Below are 17,213 nucleotides of genomic sequence, written 5' to 3' on the forward strand. Positions count from 1 at the left end.
TAGCTAAGCCAACACCCTGAACTTCAAACTCCCTCTCCTCCGTGCCGCCTTACCGGCGTTCCCCGTTGGAGAGGCGCGCATTCTACGCATCCCAGCCACCTTGGCAAGCCCTTTTTAAACTTTTTTATCATCTCCCTTGGCACACACAAAAACACCCGCCAAAGCGGGTGTTTTCTACTCAATTTGGCTAAAGCTTAACAGGTGAATAAGTGGTACTTTTTCTTGCCCAATTTCACCAGGAAGTATTTGCCAAACAATGCCCTCTCGGCGGCAAAGACTTCGCTAGCTGCCATATTCTGCTCTAGCCCCACGGTCACTTTGTTCACTTCGACAGCATTGCGCTGCAACGCGTCTTTAACCTGCTTGCCCGAAGGCGCCATGCCGGCGTCCGCCAACAGCTGCGTCAGCGGCTGCCCGTCGAGCGTTAGCGTCGAGCTGGGCAGACCATCCTGCGCCAACTGCTCAAGATCCGCCTCGGACAAACCCGCCGTATCACCGGCAAATAGCGCTTCGGTGATTCGCTCGGCCGCCGCCAAGCCTGCCTCGCCATGCACTAAGCGGGTCACTTCGCACGCCAGCACGCCTTGCGCCTGCGGACGCCCCTGTGCCGCCACATCGGCAGCTTCTATATCCGCAATGTCCGATACAGACAAGAAGGTGAAATAACGCAGGAACTTATAGACATCGGCATCGGCAGTGTTAAGCCAGAACTGATAGAAGGCATAGGGCGAGGTTTTCTTCGCGTCCAGCCAAATCGTTCCCGACTCTGTTTTACCAAACTTGGTGCCGTCGGCCTTGGTGACCAGCGGGAGGGTCAATCCAAATACGTGACCGCCGTGCATACGGCGCGTCAAATCCACACCGCCAGTAATATTGCCCCACTGATCTGAGCCGCCGATTTGCAGGGTGCAGTTGTTGCGCTGGTAGAGTTCGGCAAAATCAAACGACTGCAACAACATATAAGTGAACTCAGTAAACGAGATACCGGCACCTTCCCGATCGATACGCTGCTTTACCGATTCTTTATTGATCATATTGTTGACCGAGAAGTGCTTACCCACATCCCGCAGGAAAGTCAGCACATCCATATTGGCAGTCCAGTCCAGGTTATTCACCACCTCGGCACTGTTGTCACCGCAATCAAAATCAATAAACGCTCTCACCTGAGCCTTGAGCTTGTCCACCCAGGACGCCACCACATCCGGCGTATTAAGCTTGCGCTCGGCGGCTTTAAAAGACGGGTCGCCAATCAAGCCCGTAGCGCCACCCACCAACGCCAGGGGTTTGTGGCCTGCCTGCTGAAAGCGTTTTAACGTCAGCAGTGGTACCAAACTGCCAATGTGCAGACTGTCGGCCGTGGGATCAAAGCCGCAATAGAGCGTGCGCGAGCCATCGGCAAGGTAAGTCTCCAGCGCGCGCTCACCGGTCATTTGTGCCACCAGACCGCGCGCTTCAAGATCTGCCAGTAACCCCGTATCAATATTTGCCATGCTCACTTCCCAAAACACCAATTTATTGCTTAACTGCCCACCTTTCGCCGCACTAAGGCAGGTGCGGCGCGGGTTCGCAACCATACCCGAAAGGCCTCAAAATACAAAGGGGCCGGCAGGCCTCGCCTGTGACATAGAGGGAGTTTTCTGATATATATTGAACAGTTAGCCCACAGATTTAGTAACAGGTTTAAAATTGTTATGGAAGCGACTGAAAAACAAAGAAAAAATAATAAGCAGCCTCGCTATCCCGCTGGCCACCTTTTGACGGCTGGCGCATTGGGAGCGGCATTATTGCTATCACTTGCACTGCCCTCCAAAGAAGCCGGTGCCACCAAGCACGCAACAGTTGCTCTGGAATTACCACTGACCGCCACGCCCGCTCCCGAACCCTTACCCCCAGAGACACTCAGCGTTCCCCTACCAGAAGTTGCCACAGTACAGGCTCCGGCCGCACCGCCAGAGCCCCAATGGCGCGAATTTACCGTTCGCAGCGGCGACAATCTGTCGTTAATATTTCAGCGGGCCGGATTAAACGATCGCGTCATGTACGATGTCATCAGCAATAAGGAGGCCGCCAGCTCCCTGAAACGCCTACACCCTGGGCAAACCTTAAGTTTCAATCTGGACGATAACGGCAAACTGGCGCAATTGCGGTATCAAACCGACCGTCTCAGCCACGAGTTATACAGCCGCACCGACAGCGGCTTCAAACGCGACACTATCACCCGCCATCCCGACATCATCACCGCCTTCCGCCACGCCGACATTACCAGCTCACTTTTTTTAGCGGGCCAGTCTGCGGGCATGGAGCCCAGTTTGATCATGGAATTAGCGAATATCTTTGGCTGGGATGTGGATTTTGCCTTGGATATTCGGTCGGGCGATAGCTTCAGTTTGGTCTACGAGGAGCGCTACCTCGACGGTGAAAAATTGGATAACGGCGCCATTCTGGCAGCCGAGTTTATCAACCAGGGCAAGAAATTCCGCGCTGTACGCTACACCGACCTCAATGGAAATTCCCATTTTTACACACCCGAGGGCGACAGCATGCGCAAGGAATTCCTGCGCACACCGGTGGATTTTGCCCGTATCAGCTCGCACTTTAACCTGAAGCGCAAACACCCAGTGCTGCATACGATTCGCGCCCACAAGGGAACAGACTACGCAGCTTCGCGCGGCACCCCCATTCGCTCCACCGGCGATGGCAAAGTCATTCACGCCGGCCGAAAAGGCGGCTACGGCAATACGGTGATCGTTCAACACGGGCAAACCTATCGGACGCTGTATGCCCATATGAGCAAATTTGCCCGCGGCGTGCGCAACGGCAGCCGGGTGAAACAAGGTCAGATCATCGGCTACGTGGGCTCGACGGGACTGGCCACCGGCCCCCATTTGCACTATGAATTTTATGTAAACGGTGCAGTGCGCAACCCCGTCACAGTACCCCTCCCCAAAGCCAACGCCGTAGATCGCAAAGAACTTGCGCGCTTCCACGCACAGACGTCTACCGCTTTGGCGGCCCTAGAGAATTATCAGCGCACGTCGCAGCTGGCCAGACTGGATAATTAATGACGGCCTATTTTGTGGGCCTTATGTCAGGCACAAGCGCAGACGGTATAGATGCTGCGGTTGTAGCCTTCGACTCGGCCCATTGCCAGCTGATTGGCAGCCACAGCCAAAGCTTTACAGGGGAGATGCAAGCGCGTATCCACGGGCTTGCCGACGGCCAGCAATGCACCCTCGAACAGCTCTGCGAGTTGGATATTGCGCTCGGCGAGGCCTTCGCCAAGTGCGCCTTGCGCGCCATTGAAAACGCCGGCCTCCAACCACATCAAATAGCCGCCATTGGCAGCCACGGCCAGACGGTGCGCCACCGCCCCCAATCCGCTACACAAACAGGCTTAAGCCTGCAAATTGGCGACCCCAATACTATTGCCGAGCGTACCGGCATCACTACCGTGGCCGACTTCCGCCGTCGCGACATTGCCGCCGGCGGCCAGGGCGCGCCACTGGCGCCCGGGTTTCACGCCTGGGCAATGGGCGCGGTCGCCGGCGACGCGCGCGCACTTGTGAACATTGGCGGCATCAGCAATTTAACCTGGCTGCCGCAATCCGATACTGCCATCGGCTACGACCTGGGCCCCGGCAATGTATTAATGGACGCCTGGACGCAACGCCACCTAGGCCAAGCCTACGACGCGCAAGGTCAGTGGGCCGCCAGCGGGCAGCTTGATCCAACGCTGCTCCAAGCATTGCTAGCCCACCCCTTCTTTAGCGCCCCCGCGCCAAAAAGCACGGGCCGCGAGCTGTTTAACATCCGCTGGCTCGACAGCGTCATAGCCGCGGCGGCACCCGACGCACGCCCGCAGGACGTTCAGCGCACCCTGTGCGAGCTAACCGCCATTGCTATCAGCTCGGCCTGTGAAACACTGGATGCTCAACACCTCTACGTATGCGGCGGCGGGGCCCACAACCCTTTCTTAATGAACCGCTTATCGGCGAGGTTACCCGACTGGCAAGTGGCGAGCACCAGTGCCTTGGGAATCGACCCTCAATGGGTAGAGGCCATGGCATTTGCCTGGCTGGCGCACCAACGGCTAGCCGGCGCTGCGGGTAATCTTTGCAGCGTGACCGGCGCCCAGCACCCAACGCCTCTAGGCGCAATTTACGCAGGCAGCCTGTAAGGCCGATTCCCGCCACATTCGCGCCTCGGTTGCACCTTCAACTACACTGGTTAAATTGATGTGACTCGTCAGTCGCAAATGTTCAATAAATGTACAGCCATTTTTGAGTATAATCCGCGTCCCATTTACAGCAGCCAATGAAGATATGACTTTGCCTTTCGCACTTAAAATACGACCCACGTTCATTTTGTTATTCACGTTGTTGGGCCTGTGCATCGCGCAACCGGGCGTGAGCCAGTCACTCGAGTCTATCGGCAAAGAGCGTCAAGGCATCGATGCGACGCTGGCACAACACGAAGAGCGTGTGCGCTATTTAGTCGACCGTATCGAACGCACACAGGAAGAACTGGACGAAGCCACTAAAGAACTAACCGAACAAGAGTCAAACTTGACTCAGGCCATCGCCACAGCTGAGGCAGAGCCAGGCGACGCCAGCGCCCGAGCCGCTACCCTTGCCTCCATTCGCTACAACCGCGCCGAAGCCAAATTGGAGCGATTGCAAGAGCGTCTCGACAGTGCCCAAGGCGAGTTAGACAGCATCAAGGACCACCAAACAGAGTTAAAACAACGTCTGCTGGTACTGAACGCGCAGGCAGAAAAAGCCAAGGCTGCCGCCGCGGCTGCGGCCAAAGCCGCTGAGACCGCTACCAAGCAGCCAGCGCCACAACCGGTAGCGCCCGCCATTGCAGCACCCACCGTCGCGGCACCGGTCGTACCGGCGGAGCCCGTGAGCTGGCCCACACCGCAGGATGAAAATGCCGCGAGCATTGCCTTTGCCAAGCAGACGCTGGCACGTCTAAGCAGTTCGCCTATCGGCGATGCACCGCTAAACAACGTCAAGCTCAACCACAATCGCGGGCGCGGTACCGAGACATTTCGCTATCTGGGCGACAACCTCTATCGGGTGGATATGAAGCTGGAAGCCGGCATGTGGGGCTTTAAGATTTACAACCAAACCTTTTGGATGAGCGTGCCAAAGGAAATGGCCGATCAGGACTTCGTTTTGATATACGACGTCTCCGGCAAAGCGGCACTGCATGTGTTTAGGGGGAAACTGATTAACTAATTTCTGCGGTAACAGACCGCATAGCTAAAAAAAGGCGCTTCGGCGCCTTTTTTTGTTTTTAGGTATGGGGATGACCGCTCGCGAATTGGGCAGTGTTGCCCGCGCCGGTTAGAGCGAAAAGCTGGAACCGCAGCCGCAGGTGCTGGTGGCGTTGGGGTTTTGTACTAAAAAGCGCGAGCCCTGTAGACCCTCTTCATAGTCCACTTGCGAGCCAACCAAGTAGGGGTAGCTCATGGCGTCGACGACCACCTTAATACCGTCTTTCTCGACCACTGTATCGTCTTCGGCGAGCTGTTCTTCAAAGGCAAAGCCGTATTGAAATCCGGAACAGCCACCGCCAGTCACGTACACGCGCAATTTCAAATCTGGGTTGCCTTCTTCCTCGATCAGGCTAGCCACCTTCGCCGCGGCGTTGGCGGTGACATTCAGGGCTTGGGGGACAAATACTTCTGGGGCTGACATAACATCTCCTGCATGCGCGGCCACCACAGGGTAACCGCGAGGCGCTATTATCGGTTTAACCCAGTAAACTAGTCAACTATAGCCGCCGCTTCGGTGCCCTTTGCCGGCGCCTTGGCAGTCTCTTTGGCCTTTTCCTGGGTGCCGTAGACCAGGCTACCGTTGACCTGCGACCCCTTAACCATCTCGATCATGTGGTAGTGCACGTTGCCCTCTACCACGGCCTTGGCCGCCAGCTCTATGTGTTTGTCGGAATGCACATTGCCGCGTACATGGCCGTTTACCATAATCAGTGGTGCCGTAATATCGCCAGTTACTCGGCCTTTTTCCCGCACGTTAACCTTGGCGTCACCCTTGCCATCGGCAATGATATTGCCCTCGACCTCACCTTCAATCTCAAGGCTGCCACTGAAATGCACATCGCCAACAATCTTTGTCGCTTTGGAAATCAGTGTCGTCCCGCCGGATAAACTCATAATGCACACCTTTTATAACTGGGGTTAGCGCTCTTCAGCCAGCCAACCAAATTTCTTTTCTACCGTGGCTGCACCAGCACCACGCACTTTAGCCACTATTTCAATACGGATAGGCTCAAAGCCCACAGGCAGCACCAGCTCGCCCTCTATATTTTGAAAATATTTGAACCCCAGCCGGATATCGGTAGTGGTTACCGAATCGGACACATCCTTCAGTGCCAGGCTCATAGGCAAACCGTCTTGGCGCCCCACGATGGTGAAGTTCAGGTGGCCGGCAAGCATTTTGTGATTGGTTGCCAATTGTTGCACCACCAGCTTGTAATTAAAGTGGCGCTCAACGCCTGTGGAGATGACGTTTAACGAACCGATTGTCAGGCCCTGCTTGTCGGCCGAGGGCATCATCAAGCCACGGTAAAAGCTGATGTCTTCCTGCAGCTCGGCAATTTCTGCCTTAAGCGCTATTACCTCGTTGCGCACATCTTCACTGGCCGCCTTGTCCACCTCTGAGCCTAACTGCAAGTTCGCCACCTGCTGACGCAATGCTTCAGCCTCTTGCTGGCTACTGGCGAGGGCTTTTTCAAATTGATCTCGCTCTGCCAGCGCTTGCGTTTGATACTTTAAAGCCTCGCGGGTACCGTACCAGTGGGCAAAGTACACGGCAGCGGCGGCCACTAACAGGGCTAATAAACGAGCAGACCAGCGCAGCCATGGGCGATAGGGCACCACTTCTAGCCGGTATTGCTTGCTGCCTTTAACGGCGGTCATGTCACTCTCCTCAAGCGGTGTCGGTGTTTATGGCAACAATGCCGGCGCACTTAAGCCCAGCGTTTCATCAAAGCCAAACATAATATTCATATTTTGAATTGCCTGACCCGAGGCGCCCTTGGTCAGATTGTCGATCACCGACATCACCACAACGGTATCACGTTGCTGCGGTTGGCAGACGGCAATGCGGCACATATTTGAAGATTTGACGCTGCGAGTTTGCGGGTGCTGCCCCGCCGGCAATACGTCCACAAAAGGCTCATTGGCGTAGCGCTCTTCAAACAGCGCCTGCAAATCGCCAGCATTTCCGCGCAGCGTAGCATAGAGCGTAGCGTGAATACCGCGCACCATGGGCAGCAGGTGCGGCACAAAGGTCAGCCCCACAGAACCGGCGCCGGCCGGCAATACGGCGCGCAGGCCCTGTTCAATCTCTGGCAAATGGCGATGGCCACCAGCGGCGTAGGCTTTAAAGCTGTCGGCCGTTTCAGACAAGAGGTTATCAATAGCGGCCTGGCGACCCGCACCACTGGTGCCACTTGCGGCGTTGGCAATCAATCGCTCGGGGTAAACCAGATTATTTTCCAGCAGTGGTAAAAAGCCCAATTGTGTTGCCGTTGGGTAACACCCAGGACACGCCACCAGATCGGCATCGGCGATCAGGTGGCGGTTCACTTCCGGCAAACCGTACACTGCCTTGTCGATTAATTGAGGGCAACCGTGGGCCTTGCCATACCACTGCGCCCACAGTTCAGCGTCTTTAATTCGAAAATCCGCCGATAGATCCACCACTCGCGTGCCGCAGTTAAGCAGCTCGGGCATCATGGCCTGCGCCACACCGTGCGGCGTGGCGAAGAACACCACATCACAATTACCCAAGGCCTCTACATCGGGCACCGAAAACGCGAGATCGTAATGACCGCGCAAATTGGGAAACAGCTCGGCCACCGGCACACCCTCTTCGGCGCGCGAGGTAATGGTGGTGACCTTTGCTTTGGGATGACTCGCCAGCAGACGCAGTAATTCCACGCCCGTATAGCCCGTACCACCGACAATGCCGACTTTAATCACGATCTGACTCCCCTGTGAAATATCTTGGCTGAATTACGTATAATAGGGCGAGCCGGCAACATACGAAAGTTGCTTTTCTCACGTTCGCAGCCCAGCGCCCTCAAAAGAGCCACAAATTGTCCGTGAAACTCTACACTTTAGCCAGGCAACCCACACACCGAATGGCGCAAATCAGGCATGGCAGTTAAACCCATACAGTTTATTCACAAGTGGCTGGACAACTTCCGATTGCGCTTGGCCTATACCGACGCCTTGCCGCAGCTGACACTGCTGGGCCTAATCAGTGGCTTGGCGGCCGCGCTGGTGATTATTCTATTTCGCCTTGCCATCGACGAGCCACTCAATTGGCTCTTACCCCACGGCAACGATGACTTTGAAAGCTTACCGCGCATTTGGCACTTTGGCCTGCCGCTGGTGGGCGGTTTGATTCTGGCGGTCTTTTTCCATTTTCTGCAGCCTCGCTACCGCGCCGTTGGCGTCACCCATGTGCTCGACCGGTTGCACTCGCACCAGGGGCATATGTCGTCGCGCAATTTATGGGCGCAATTTTTCGGCGGATTGATGTGCTTGGCAACAGGTCAGTCTGTTGGACGCGAAGGGCCAGCAGTGCACATGGGGGCGGCCAGTGCCAGTATTATTGGCCGCTGGTTCCGCCTGCCCAACAACAGCATGCGCACGCTGGTGGCCTGCGGCGTAGCAGCGGCGATTTCGGCGTCGTTCAACACTCCCATGGCCGGTGTGATTTTTGCCATGGAAGTGGTGCTCATGGAATACACCATTACCGGCTTTTTGCCCGTCATGTTGGCCTCGGTATCTGGCGCCATGTTGAGCCAGATATTTTTCGGCCGCGAGATTGCGTTTGCAGTGCCGAGCATTCACCTCAACAGTTTGTGGGAACTGCCCTACATCGCTCTGGGCGGTTTGCTCATTGCCGTATTTGCCTCGCTATTTATTCAGGGCATCGTGCGCCTGGTGCCCTTGCAGCGCAAGCCCGTTGCCCTGCGCATGGCTGCGGCGGGATTGATCACCGGTGTTGCCGCCTATTGGGTGCCCGAAATCATGGGCATCGGCTACGACACCGTCGATCGCGCCATGGCCGGCGCCCTGAGCATGCAGGCGTTGTTGCTGATCGTTACCGTTAAGCTAATCATTACCGCGCTGGTATTTGGACTTGGCATACCCGGTGGCTCCATTGGTCCCACGCTGTTTATGGGCGCCTGCATTGGCGGCTTGCTCGGGCAGGTGGCCCACCTGACGTCGCCCGAACTCGCCTCCGACCCTGCCTTTTACGTGCTATTGGGCATGGGCGGCATGATGGCCGCCGTGCTCAATGCACCGCTGGCGGCACTGCTGGCGCTGCTGGAACTCAGCGCCAGCCATACGATTATTTTTCCCGGCATGTTGATGGTGGTCATCGCCTGCATTACCACCCGGCTGTTGGTGCGCAACAATGGCCTGTTTCAGGAAATTCTCGCCGCGCAGGGCAAAACACCACGCCAGGGCTTGGCCAGCCAAATTCTGTCGCGGGTGGGCATAGAAAGCGTGATGGAGCGCAATTTTCTGGCCTGCGATCGCCGCCAGTTTTACGATGAGCTGCGCCAACTGCTGTCTTCACAACCGGATTGGCTTCTGGTAGACGAACTACAGGGAAAAAAGTTTTTGGTGCGCCCGGCCGATGTAGCCAAGTACTTGGAAGACGCACCGATTGAAGAATTAAGTTTAGAGCGCGAGGTGGATTTGCTTAAAATTCCTGCCAAACGTTTGGAGCTAGCGCCCATTCATTCGCGCGCAAATCTTTTCGAGGCGCAAACACTGTTGCAACAAACCGGCGCCGACGCCCTGTACGTGAGTCGCAGCGGCGCTCCGTTGCTATCCTCGGCCCACGGTATCGTGACCCGGCACGCCATCAGCAGTTACTATCAGCTTTAATTGATCCGCGCTTGGCGCAGATCGCTATTTTTTGGTTTAACGGCACTCATCTATGCAATACATTTCCATGACCGACAGCCTTCAATTTTCCCGCCTGATCTACGGCTGGTGGCGTTTGATGGACTGGGACTTTGATCGCAAAGCCATCGAACAGCGACTCGAAGACTGCCTGGCACTGGGCATCACCACCCACGATCACGCCGACATCTACGGCGACTACCAATGCGAGCAGCACTTTGGTAGCGCACTGCGCCAGCGCCCCGATCTACGCGATAAAATTCAATTGGTCACCAAGTGTGGCATTCAACTGGTCAGTGCACATCGTCCGCATCACTTGCGGAAAAATTACGATACCCGCTATCAGCACATTGTCAGCAGTGCCGAGCAATCGCTGAAAAACTTTCACACGGACCGTTTAGACCTGCTGCTGATCCACCGCCCAGACCCGCTCATGGATGCCGACGAAGTGGCCCGAGCCTTTGAAGACCTGCACGCCGCTGGCAAGGTGCGCAATGTGGGCGTTTCTAATTTCACAGCCGATCAATTTAACCTGCTGCAAAGTCGCTTGACGCTGCCACTGGTCACCAATCAACTGGAAGTTTCGGTATTGCACCACGACAGCTTCCACGACGGCAGTCTGAATCAGGCGCAAACCCTGGGCCGCCCACCCATGGCATGGTCTGCGCTGGCGGGCGGACGCCTGTTTCAAAGTGCTGAGCCGCGCGCGCAAGCCGTGCGCCAAACGCTACAGCAACTCGCGGAACACTACGCCTGTGGCATCGACCAGCTGGCCCTGGCCTGGCTACTCAAACACCCCGCGCGTCTGTTGCCCATTCTGGGCAGCGGGTCATTGACGCGCATTCAATCGGCCTGCGACAGCTTGGCCATCGACATCAGCCGCGACGATTGGTACACGCTATGGGAAGCCAATGACGGGCAACTCCCCTGAGTGCAGAAGACGACATTTGCACCCTCTGAAATAACCTGGAGAAACACATGCTTTGGATAAAGGCCTTTCACCTGATTGCCGTGATTTGCTGGTTTGCCGCGCTGTTTTACCTGCCGCGGCTGTTTGTCTATCACGCCCAGTCCACCGATGCACTCAGCCGCGACCGCTTCGTCATCATGGAACGCAAGTTGTACCGGGGCATTGCCACCCCGAGCATGATCGCGACGCTCTTACTGGGCCTTGCGCTTTTGCATTTTAATGCCAGTTACTATCTGAGTGCCGGTTGGATGCACGCCAAACTCACCTTGGTGCTGCTGTGCGTGATTTACCACTTTGCCTGCCGCCACTACATGGTGCAGTTGCGCGAGCAGCGCTGTGAAAAAAGTCACACCTTTTTCAGGGTATTCAACGAGCTGCCGGTATTCCTGCTAGTGCCCATTGTGATATTTGTCATAGTACGGCCTTTCTAAGCAGTCTCAGCGGCCGTGAACGGGCAGATTCTGGCGCCTGTGTTAGACTCAGAAGGAGCTTTTAACACTGAGTGACACACCCGATGGAGCCCGCGACAACCCCCGTCATACTGACATTCAGCCCCCACGATCCCACCGGCTGTGGCGGCATCAGCGCCGATACTGAAACGGCCGCTAGCCTGGGTTGCCACGCCGCCACCGTGGTAACCGCGCTCACTGCGCGCGACACCCGCGAATTGAAAGATCTGCAACCCGTAGACCCGGCACTGCTCATCGAGCAGGCTCGCGCGCTGCTCGAAGACATGCCCGTCGCGGCCATTAAAATTGGCGAGTTGGCCAGCGTTGCCCACTGCGAAGCCATTCACGGCATATTGCTGGACTACCCTCGCATTGCGGTGATTCTCGATGCCAGTGCACAAGCCACCAATCTACACCGCCCAGGCATACTGCAAGCCATGCAAACACTGCTGATGCCGCAGGTTCAGCTGGTGAGTGCCCGCCAATCCGACCTGCCCCACCTGGCCAGCGCTGGCGACACCACCGGCGCTAAGGTCCAGCAGGTGCTGGATGCCGGCTGTGGCGCCCTGCTGCTGTCCGGTTGCCGACAGGGCCGGCAGCAGTCGGGCAGTCGCCTGTACCAGGCCCACTGCGGTATTAAAGACTACCCCTGGGAAGGCCCACGCACCAAGCTGGAATCGATCATGGGGGCCAGCGCCACGCTCAGCGCCGCCCTGACCGCCTATATCGCGCACGGCTGCGAACTCAGCCAGGCCTGTCAGCAAGCCCTGCACTTCACTTGGCACTGCATCCAAAATGCGCGCAGGGTGGGTATGGGCAAACTGGTGCCCGACCGGTTGTACTGGGCCACGCAAGACAGCTCGCAGCGCAGCTATAAACACTAACCGCTCCACGCCATTGGGTGCCAGTTGAGCCCCACCGCAGCAGTGGCCAGCCGCCCGTGAAATCGGGATAATGCGGCCCAGACTTTAAACCCACCGACAATGCACACTTGCCCTGGCGCCGCCGGGCTAGTTTGTCGCGACTGAAATACAGGACCCTCCATGAGCCGTTCCGACACCCTGTTCCAACAAGCTCAACGCGTCATTCCCGGTGGCGTGAATTCGCCCGTCAGGGCTTTCCGGGCCGTGGGAGGCACCCCCATTTTCTTCGAGAGCGCCAAGGGCGCCTACCTGTTCGATGCCGATCAGCGTCGCTATATCGATTACGTACAATCCTGGGGGCCCATGATCCTGGGCCACGCCCACCCGGAGGTGATCGCCGCTGTGGTGGAGCGCGCCCAATCCGGCTTGAGCTTTGGCGCCCCTACAGAACTCGAGACACTACTGGCCGAGCGGGTCTGCGAAAAAGTGCCGGGCATGGAGCTGGTGCGCTTCGTCAATTCCGGCACCGAGGCCACCATGAGTGCCATCCGCCTGGCGCGGGGCTTTACCGGTCGCGATAAGATCGTCAAATTTGAAGGTTGCTACCACGGCCACTCGGACTCCCTGCTGGTTAAGGCCGGTTCTGGCGCACTCACCATGGGGGTGCCCAGCTCGCCCGGCGTCCCCGCGGCATTGGCCGACCACACGCTCACACTGACCTACAACGACCCAGAGGGCGTGCGCAAAGTCTTTGCAGAAATGGGTGAGCAGATCGCCTGCATCATCGTAGAACCCGTTGCCGGTAACATGAACTGTGTACCGCCGGTGCCCGGCTTTTTGGAGTGCCTGCGGGAGGTGTGCGATCAAAGCGGGGCCCTGCTGATCATGGACGAGGTCATGACCGGTTTTCGCGTGGGGTTGCAGGGCGCACAGGGCCACTACGGTGTCACTGGCGACCTCATCACACTAGGCAAAGTAATTGGCGGCGGCATGCCCGTGGGCGCCTTTGGCGGCCGCCGCGATGTGATGGAAAAAATAGCCCCGCTGGGCCCCGTGTACCAGGCCGGTACCCTCTCGGGTAATCCGGTGGCCATGGCTGCCGGGTTGAAAAATCTGGAGCTGATTAGCCAGCCCGATTTCTATGCGCCGCTCATCGCACGCACCCAGGCATTGGTCGAAGGCCTGCAGCGCGAAGCCGACGCCGCTGGTATTGCCTTTACCACCAACCACGTGGGCACCATGTTTGGCTTTTTCTTTACCGACGCGCCCAAGGTTGAGAACTTCGCCCAGGTCATGGCGTGCAACAACGACCGCTTCAATCGCTTCTACCACGCCATGCTCAAAGAAGGTGTCTACCTGGCGCCGGCCAGTTACGAAGCGGGCTTTATGTCGGCCGCACACACCGATGCCGACATAGAAGCCACACTGCTCGCCGCACGCAAGGTATTCAGCGAACTGTCGTGATGAACAGGCGCGCCCGCTGGCTGGAGTTAGTGCTGCTGTTTGCGCTGCTACCCCTGGCGGGCCTGCTGCTGCAACACCATTTGCAGCGCTGGCTATTGCCGGCCCTATGCGTACTGGCCAGTGTCTGCCTGGTGTTGATTTTGCGAGACGCAGGCTTCAAACGGTTTCGACTGATCAATAGCGCCAAACTTGGCCCCGCCCTTTGGCGCCGGCGGCCGGCATTTGCCCTGGGCCTGGCTGCCAGTGCACTGTTGTACACCACGGTCTCCGATGCCGACTGGTTTCACCTACCCGCGCAGGACACTGGCAACTGGCTGTTGTTGCTGCTGGTTTACCCGGTGTTTTCCGTGTTACCGCAGGAGCTGATCTACCGCACGTTTTTCTTTCACCGCTATAAAAAAATCATTCCGCGCAAATATACCCGCGCCTGGCTCTCGGCGTTGGCCTTTGCCTGGGCACACATTATCTACGGAAATTGGGTGGCAGTGGCGCTGGCCTTTGGCGGTGGTTTGTTATTCGCCTATACCTACGCTAAAAGCCGCTCGACGCTGGCCTGCATCGTAGAGCACAGTCTGTGGGGAATCTGGCTATTCAGTTTTGGGCTCGGCACTTATCTCGACAGCGGGCGCCTGTAATCCGCGCGGGCTAGCCCTTGCCAAGCCGGGCAATGAGCGATTGCAAAATCACACGCGCTTGGGTCGAAGCATCGATAATTTGACAGCCGGCCCAGTGCCCGCTGCTGTCGTCACCGGCGGCGCGTACCCACAGGCAATCGGCGCCCAACGTCAGCTCTCCGCTGCTCGCCAAGTTTTGCGGCAAGGTCAAACGCAGTTGGTAGAGTTTGTCTTCCTGTAAGGGGTTGTGGGTGAGCAGCATCAACCCCTCGGTGTGCAGGTTGACCAAACGCCCTAAGAATTCATCGCTAGCGGCATCCCAGACATCGATACTGGTGGACATCTCATGACGCTCGAGCTTGCGCATCTCATTCGTCATTTGCGAGCTGCCCCTCTGCGGCCTTGGTGTTGAGGCTGTGGAAAATATTTTCCAGCGCCCGTTCGAAGAAGGGCTTGGTGGAACCGGCAATCACTTTTGCCGTGCCGGCGAGCATCTCGCGGGCCAGCTCCAGGCCGGACTTCATAGCCACCTTTTTACCCATTTGGTCAACGAGCATATAATGCAGCGTTTTCGAGTTGTACCAGGCCACTTTTAAGCGCTTGCCCGCCTCGAATTCAAACCAGGTACCAAATTCAATCATCTTGAGATTATCGACCATACGCTCTTCTTCAGGCGTGGGTTTGTCTTTGCCAAAGTCTGTGTGACCGGCTTTCTCGGCGGCCATGGTCTCCAATTTGTCGCGCATGGGCGCGGGCGCGGGCTCGGCCTTTTTGCTTTGCAACGCCAGCTTTTGCAGCGATACCAGCGCCTCTAGCAGTTTTTTCCCCTTGGCCTGATCGTAGCCAATGGTTTCAAACCCCGTCTCCAATACGTCCATCAGGCCATCGTGTAGGTCCACCTGTCGAGAGCGACCAGCGCTGTCGTCCTTGGGCTCAATGCTCCACAAAATGTCATCCACGGCGGCCAGTGCGCGGGTCCAACTTTCGGAGTCGTCGCCGTAGCGCAACAGCACAAAGGCGAGGTAATCAGACCAGGGTTGCAACAGCAGCAACAAGACCGCCGAGGGCAGTTCTAAACCATCGGTGCGGGAGCGCACCTCCTGATTGACGCGAATTTTGACTTCCCGCAGTTTTTCCTCGCCCTGCACCTTCTCCATGGCGCGGCGCTCCATGAGCTCCTGGCGGCGCGCGATTTTTTTGGTGTAGGAGCTGAACTCCAATAGCAGTTCGGCAAACAGGCGCACGTCGTTTTTAAACTCTTCGAGCACTCGCGAAACAATGGCTTTAATTTTGGGGTAAATTTCGTACTGCGAGGTGCCGTCATTAGACACCCATTGTGCGCCAGCCTCGGCTAGATTGTTCAATAGCAAACGCGCTGGGTGCTCGGTTTCCTCGAAAAAATCTTTGTCGATAAACGCCAATTTTAGGAAAGGGGTGTGCAAATAACTCAGCAACGCTTTGACCGAGTCGGGCAGGTTGTCATCGGAGAGCATGTATTCAAAGAGCATACCCACCAGGTCGATGGTGTGTAGATCTTCACCGTCCACCGCACCATCTTCGCTTTGCTCGCGCAATTTTTGCGTGAGGTCTCGCTCCACCTGCGCAATGACGGCGGGCTGTAGCGGCTCAATGTGACCATCGTCCTGCTGCAAAAACTGCTTAGTGACGGCGGTGGCCTGCGTTTGCAAATTCTGCAGCGCACTGACCAATTGCTGATTCGAGAAGACCACCGCCTGGCGCACGGCGGCCCCCTGAGGCGCTGGCTGCCCCACTGGCGCTGGCGCAGGTTGCCCCGGCGGCATGTACCCAGCTGGCGGCGCATACACCGATTGCCCAGCGGGATCGGCGGGCACGCCCAACTGCGACTGCAAGCCGCGAATAGCCCCCACCAAACCCGCTTGGTATTGCTGGGTGGGCAAACTCGGATCGGGGGCCTGCGCCGGACCCTGAGACATGGGCGAGGTAAAACCCGGAATGCGCCCCATGGTTTGCGGCGCTCCCTGCGGCTGTGCCTGCATGGTCTGGGTGTCGATCACCCCGTCCTCCACGCCGTCGAAATCCTGTGCAAAGTCCACTGGCGCTTCCTGGCCAGCGGAAGCACCGCCGGTGGCTGCCGAAGGCACGTAGTTGAGGTTGGGTAAAATACCGGCATCCACGAAATAGGCATTGAGCTCCGCCAGTAACTCCTGCAGCGCCGGCATAAAATGCAAATCAAATTGTTTGTAGGCCATGATCTTGGCCTTGGTATCGAGCTCCACTTTGCGCAGCGCCTTGCGCATGGATTCGCAAAACTGCACCGGCGCCACGGGGTTGCCTTTGTCTTCAACTTTCTCGCCGCCGTTTAGCATGGCAAAACGTTGATTCAACGCCCACAGCGCCTCGGCAACCTGGGCATCGGCACGGCGTGTGATCGAGGCAATCGCAATGGTTTCTTCGAGGTCGGCGTTGTCTACCAAGGACAACATATCGCCGGAATACTTTTCCTCGCCCGTTTCGGTACTCAGCGTTTTATTTTTAAACTTAATGAAGCCCTCGCCCAGATAGCCACAGAAATAGCGCTCGAGCAGCTCGTCGTTTTCGGTAAACTCGCGCAGTGCCTCATTGGCTTTAGCGCGCTCCTGATCCGTTTTGGCTTCACTCGCCACTTCGCTGAGCGCCTCTGCTAAGTGCTTAGCGAATTCGGCAAATTGGTTCCGACTCGCCTCTACGGCGATTTTTTGGCAGGCCTTCAGGCGCTCGATAATGCTGGTATCAGAAGCTGTATTTTTCAAAGTGTGAGTATCCGCTCTGCTCGAATTCGGAGATTTATTGTGGGAGCCATCCATGCACGCAACCCCAGTGTATTTATTGTAGACAAGAAATAGCGGGGGCCAACTCGCATCATCGGTACGTCTC

16 protein-coding genes are annotated in these 17,213 nt (G+C 57.1%); 9 read left to right on the forward strand and 7 right to left on the reverse strand.

Going from position 1 to position 17,213, the window contains the following annotated elements:
* Nucleotides 1–194: 194 nt before the first annotated feature.
* Complete coding sequence (gene tyrS, locus ACW8F6_RS17690) at nucleotides 195–1,490, reverse strand: tyrosine--tRNA ligase (protein WP_491577214.1); 1,296 nt, start codon at nucleotides 1,488–1,490, stop codon at nucleotides 195–197.
* Nucleotides 1,491–1,784: 294 nt separating this feature from the next.
* On the opposite strand from tyrS, the gene ACW8F6_RS17695 reads away from it, so the two are divergent.
* From ACW8F6_RS17695 to ACW8F6_RS17705, 3 genes are all read left to right on the forward strand, one after another.
* The gene (locus ACW8F6_RS17695) at nucleotides 1,785–3,062 is read left to right on the forward strand and encodes an OapA family protein (protein WP_491577215.1); all 1,278 of its coding nucleotides are present in this window, start codon (nucleotides 1,785–1,787) and stop codon (nucleotides 3,060–3,062) included.
* Entirely contained in the window at nucleotides 3,062–4,177 is a 1,116-nt protein-coding gene (locus ACW8F6_RS17700) for an anhydro-N-acetylmuramic acid kinase (protein ID WP_491577216.1), read from the forward strand. Before ACW8F6_RS17695 ends, ACW8F6_RS17700 begins: the two co-directional genes overlap by 1 nt.
* Before the next feature lie 145 nt (nucleotides 4,178–4,322).
* Nucleotides 4,323–5,243 (forward strand): hypothetical protein, encoded by a 921-nt coding sequence (locus ACW8F6_RS17705; protein WP_491577217.1) that lies wholly within the window; start codon nucleotides 4,323–4,325, stop codon nucleotides 5,241–5,243.
* A gap of 108 nt (nucleotides 5,244–5,351) precedes the next feature.
* Here the strand turns inward: ACW8F6_RS17705 and erpA are convergent, their stop codons facing one another.
* From erpA to argC, 4 genes are all read right to left on the reverse strand, one after another.
* Nucleotides 5,352–5,705: an iron-sulfur cluster insertion protein ErpA gene (erpA, locus tag ACW8F6_RS17710; RefSeq protein WP_491577218.1), complete on the reverse strand. Its 354-nt coding sequence runs from the start codon at nucleotides 5,703–5,705 to the stop codon at nucleotides 5,352–5,354.
* Nucleotides 5,706–5,773: 68 nt separating this feature from the next.
* Nucleotides 5,774–6,178, reverse strand: coding sequence for a bactofilin family protein (locus ACW8F6_RS17715; RefSeq protein WP_491577219.1), 405 nt, complete (start codon nucleotides 6,176–6,178; stop codon nucleotides 5,774–5,776).
* Between the two features lie 24 nt (nucleotides 6,179–6,202).
* Nucleotides 6,203–6,943, reverse strand: coding sequence for a DUF6776 family protein (locus ACW8F6_RS17720; RefSeq protein ID WP_491577220.1), 741 nt, complete (start codon nucleotides 6,941–6,943; stop codon nucleotides 6,203–6,205).
* A gap of 27 nt (nucleotides 6,944–6,970) precedes the next feature.
* A complete protein-coding gene (gene argC, locus ACW8F6_RS17725) occupies nucleotides 6,971–8,011 on the reverse strand; it encodes an N-acetyl-gamma-glutamyl-phosphate reductase (RefSeq protein ID WP_491577221.1) in 1,041 nt (346 codons plus the stop codon).
* Between the two features lie 177 nt (nucleotides 8,012–8,188).
* On the opposite strand from argC, the gene ACW8F6_RS17730 reads away from it, so the two are divergent.
* The 6 genes from ACW8F6_RS17730 (at nucleotide 8,189) to ACW8F6_RS17755 (ending at nucleotide 14,339) form a co-directional block, all read left to right on the forward strand.
* Nucleotides 8,189–9,940, forward strand: a complete 1,752-nt coding sequence (locus tag ACW8F6_RS17730; RefSeq protein WP_491577222.1) for a chloride channel protein — start codon at nucleotides 8,189–8,191, stop codon at nucleotides 9,938–9,940.
* A 52-nt stretch (nucleotides 9,941–9,992) separates the two neighbouring features.
* Nucleotides 9,993–10,889, forward strand: a complete 897-nt coding sequence (locus tag ACW8F6_RS17735; RefSeq protein ID WP_491577223.1) for an aldo/keto reductase — start codon at nucleotides 9,993–9,995, stop codon at nucleotides 10,887–10,889.
* Nucleotides 10,890–10,936: 47 nt separating this feature from the next.
* The gene (gene hemJ, locus ACW8F6_RS17740) at nucleotides 10,937–11,359 is read left to right on the forward strand and encodes a protoporphyrinogen oxidase HemJ (RefSeq protein ID WP_491577224.1); all 423 of its coding nucleotides are present in this window, start codon (nucleotides 10,937–10,939) and stop codon (nucleotides 11,357–11,359) included.
* A gap of 71 nt (nucleotides 11,360–11,430) precedes the next feature.
* Nucleotides 11,431–12,261 carry a bifunctional hydroxymethylpyrimidine kinase/phosphomethylpyrimidine kinase gene (gene thiD, locus ACW8F6_RS17745; RefSeq protein WP_491577225.1) on the forward strand — a complete coding sequence of 277 codons (831 nt, stop codon included), beginning with the start codon at nucleotides 11,431–11,433 and terminating at the stop codon, nucleotides 12,259–12,261.
* Nucleotides 12,262–12,420: 159 nt separating this feature from the next.
* Nucleotides 12,421–13,704, forward strand: a complete 1,284-nt coding sequence (gene hemL / locus ACW8F6_RS17750) for a glutamate-1-semialdehyde 2,1-aminomutase (RefSeq protein ID WP_491577226.1) — start codon at nucleotides 12,421–12,423, stop codon at nucleotides 13,702–13,704.
* Nucleotides 13,704–14,339 carry a CPBP family intramembrane glutamic endopeptidase gene (locus tag ACW8F6_RS17755; RefSeq protein WP_491577227.1) on the forward strand — a complete coding sequence of 212 codons (636 nt, stop codon included), beginning with the start codon at nucleotides 13,704–13,706 and terminating at the stop codon, nucleotides 14,337–14,339. The genes hemL and ACW8F6_RS17755 overlap by 1 nt, the downstream gene beginning before the upstream one ends.
* Before the next feature lie 10 nt (nucleotides 14,340–14,349).
* Here the strand turns inward: ACW8F6_RS17755 and ACW8F6_RS17760 are convergent, their stop codons facing one another.
* Together ACW8F6_RS17760 and ACW8F6_RS17765 are read right to left on the reverse strand one after the other, a co-directional pair.
* Complete coding sequence (locus ACW8F6_RS17760) at nucleotides 14,350–14,697, reverse strand: PilZ domain-containing protein (protein WP_491577228.1); 348 nt, start codon at nucleotides 14,695–14,697, stop codon at nucleotides 14,350–14,352.
* On the reverse strand, nucleotides 14,687–17,143 hold the full coding sequence (locus tag ACW8F6_RS17765; protein ID WP_491577229.1) for a DUF1631 domain-containing protein: 2,457 nt from the start codon (nucleotides 17,141–17,143) through the stop codon (nucleotides 14,687–14,689). Before ACW8F6_RS17765 ends, ACW8F6_RS17760 begins: the two co-directional genes overlap by 11 nt.
* Nucleotides 17,144–17,213 lie beyond the last annotated feature (70 nt).

The organism is Simiduia sp. (assembly GCF_058345725.1).

Coding starts and splice junctions, on each gene's coding strand:
- ACW8F6_RS17720 (WP_491577220.1), bottom strand. CDS start 6,943: ATGACCGCCGTTAAAGGCAGCAAGCAATACCGGCTAGAAGTGGTGCCC.
- hemJ (WP_491577224.1), top strand. CDS start 10,937: ATGCTTTGGATAAAGGCCTTTCACCTGATTGCCGTGATTTGCTGGTTT.
- ACW8F6_RS17765 (WP_491577229.1), bottom strand. CDS start 17,143: ATGGATGGCTCCCACAATAAATCTCCGAATTCGAGCAGAGCGGATACT.
- ACW8F6_RS17730 (WP_491577222.1), top strand. CDS start 8,189: ATGGCAGTTAAACCCATACAGTTTATTCACAAGTGGCTGGACAACTTC.
- ACW8F6_RS17705 (WP_491577217.1), top strand. CDS start 4,323: ATGACTTTGCCTTTCGCACTTAAAATACGACCCACGTTCATTTTGTTA.
- erpA (WP_491577218.1), bottom strand. CDS start 5,705: ATGTCAGCCCCAGAAGTATTTGTCCCCCAAGCCCTGAATGTCACCGCC.
- ACW8F6_RS17735 (WP_491577223.1), top strand. CDS start 9,993: ATGCAATACATTTCCATGACCGACAGCCTTCAATTTTCCCGCCTGATC.
- hemL (WP_491577226.1), top strand. CDS start 12,421: ATGAGCCGTTCCGACACCCTGTTCCAACAAGCTCAACGCGTCATTCCC.
- tyrS (WP_491577214.1), bottom strand. CDS start 1,490: ATGGCAAATATTGATACGGGGTTACTGGCAGATCTTGAAGCGCGCGGT.
- ACW8F6_RS17760 (WP_491577228.1), bottom strand. CDS start 14,697: ATGACGAATGAGATGCGCAAGCTCGAGCGTCATGAGATGTCCACCAGT.
- ACW8F6_RS17715 (WP_491577219.1), bottom strand. CDS start 6,178: ATGAGTTTATCCGGCGGGACGACACTGATTTCCAAAGCGACAAAGATT.
- ACW8F6_RS17755 (WP_491577227.1), top strand. CDS start 13,704: ATGAACAGGCGCGCCCGCTGGCTGGAGTTAGTGCTGCTGTTTGCGCTG.
- ACW8F6_RS17700 (WP_491577216.1), top strand. CDS start 3,062: ATGACGGCCTATTTTGTGGGCCTTATGTCAGGCACAAGCGCAGACGGT.